Consider the following 2,425-nt stretch of genomic DNA (forward strand, 5'->3'; position numbering starts at 1 on the left):
GTGTGACGGGTGGTTGGTCGTTGTTTGAGAACTGCACAGTGGACGCGAGCATCTGTGGCCAAGTTTTTAAGGGCGCACGGTGGATGCCTTGGCACTAGGAGCCGATGAAGGACGGGACTAACACCGATATGCTTCGGGGAGCTGTAAGCAAGCTTTGATCCGGAGATTTCCGAATGGGGAAACCCACCACTCGTAATGGAGTGGTATCCATATCTGAATTCATAGGATATGAGAAGGCAGACCCGGGGAACTGAAACATCTAAGTACCCGGAGGAAGAGAAAGCAAATGCGATTTCCTGAGTAGCGGCGAGCGAAACGGAACATAGCCCAAACCAAGAGGCTTGCCTCTTGGGGTTGTAGGACACTCTGTACGGAGTTACAAAGGAACGAGGTAGATGAAGAGGTCTGGAAAGGCCCGCCATAGGAGGTAACAGCCCTGTAGTCAAAACTTCGTTCTCTCCTGAGTGGATCCTGAGTACGGCGGAACACGTGAAATTCCGTCGGAATCCGGGAGGACCATCTCCCAAGGCTAAATACTCCCTAGTGACCGATAGTGAACCAGTACCGTGAGGGAAAGGTGAAAAGCACCCCGGAAGGGGAGTGAAAGAGATCCTGAAACCGTGTGCCTACAAGTAGTCAGAGCCCGTTAACGGGTGATGGCGTGCCTTTTGTAGAATGAACCGGCGAGTTACGATCCCGTGCAAGGTTAAGCAGAAGATGCGGAGCCGCAGCGAAAGCGAGTCTGAATAGGGCGCATGAGTACGTGGTCGTAGACCCGAAACCAGGTGATCTACCCATGTCCAGGGTGAAGTTCAGGTAACACTGAATGGAGGCCCGAACCCACGCACGTTGAAAAGTGCGGGGATGAGGTGTGGGTAGGGGTGAAATGCCAATCGAACCTGGAGATAGCTGGTTCTCTCCGAAATAGCTTTAGGGCTAGCCTCAAGGTAAGAGTCTTGGAGGTAGAGCACTGATTGGACTAGGGGCCCCTACCGGGTTACCGAATTCAGTCAAACTCCGAATGCCAATGACTTATCCTTGGGAGTCAGACTGCGAGTGATAAGATCCGTAGTCAAAAGGGAAACAGCCCAGACCGCCAGCTAAGGTCCCAAAGTATACGTTAAGTGGAAAAGGATGTGGAGTTGCTTAGACAACCAGGATGTTGGCTTAGAAGCAGCCACCATTTAAAGAGTGCGTAATAGCTCACTGGTCGAGTGACTCTGCGCCGAAAATGTACCGGGGCTAAACGTATCACCGAAGCTGCGGACTGTTCTTCGAACAGTGGTAGGAGAGCGTTCTAAGGGCTGTGAAGCAAGACCGGAAGGACTGGTGGAGCGCTTAGAAGTGAGAATGCCGGTATGAGTAGCGAAAGAGGGGTGAGAATCCCCTCCACCGAATGCCTAAGGTTTCCTGAGGAAGGCTCGTCCGCTCAGGGTTAGTCGGGACCTAAGCCGAGGCCGAAAGGCGTAGGCGATGGACAACAGGTTGATATTCCTGTACCACCTCTTCACCGTTTGAGCAATGGGGGGACGCAGGAGGATAGGGTAAGCGCGGTATTGGATATCCGCGTCCAAGCAGTTAGGCTGGGAAATAGGCAAATCCGTTTCCCATAAGGCTGAGCTGTGATGGCGAGCGAAATATAGTAGCGAAGTTCCTGATTCCACACTGCCAAGAAAAGCCTCTAGCGAGGTGAGAGGTGCCCGTACCGCAAACCGACACAGGTAGGCGAGGAGAGAATCCTAAGGTGATCGAGAGAACTCTCGTTAAGGAACTCGGCAAAATGACCCCGTAACTTCGGGAGAAGGGGTGCTCTGTTAGGGTGCAAGCCCGAGAGAGCCGCAGTGAATAGGCCCAGGCGACTGTTTAGCAAAAACACAGGTCTCTGCGAAGCCGTAAGGCGAAGTATAGGGGCTGACGCCTGCCCGGTGCTGGAAGGTTAAGAGGAGCGCTTAGCGTAAGCGAAGGTGCGAATTGAAGCCCCAGTAAACGGCGGCCGTAACTATAACGGTCCTAAGGTAGCGAAATTCCTTGTCGGGTAAGTTCCGACCCGCACGAAAGGCGCAACGATCTGGGCACTGTCTCAACGAGAGACTCGGTGAAATTATAGTACCTGTGAAGATGCAGGTTACCCGCGACAGGACGGAAAGACCCCGTGGAGCTTTACTGCAGCCTGATATTGAATGTTGGTACAGCTTGTACAGGATAGGTAGGAGCCTTGGAAACCGGAGCGCCAGCTTCGGTGGAGGCATCGGTGGGATACTACCCTGGCTGTATTGACCTTCTAACCCGCCGCCCTTATCGGGCGGGGAGACAGTGTCAGGTGGGCAGTTTGACTGGGGCGGTCGCCTCCTAAAAGGTAACGGAGGCGCCCAAAGGTTCCCTCAGAATGGTTGGAAATCATTCGCAGAGTGTAAAGGCACAAGGG

General features: G+C 53.4%; 1 rRNA gene. It reads left to right on the forward strand.

The window, feature by feature from the left end:
- Positions 1-56: 56 nt before the first annotated feature.
- A 23S ribosomal RNA gene (locus ACFUPX_RS44075) occupies positions 57-2,425 on the forward strand; the annotation flags it as partial.

The organism is Streptomyces sp. NPDC057302, from assembly GCF_042667685.1.
Classification (GTDB): domain Bacteria; phylum Actinomycetota; class Actinomycetes; order Streptomycetales; family Streptomycetaceae; genus Streptomyces.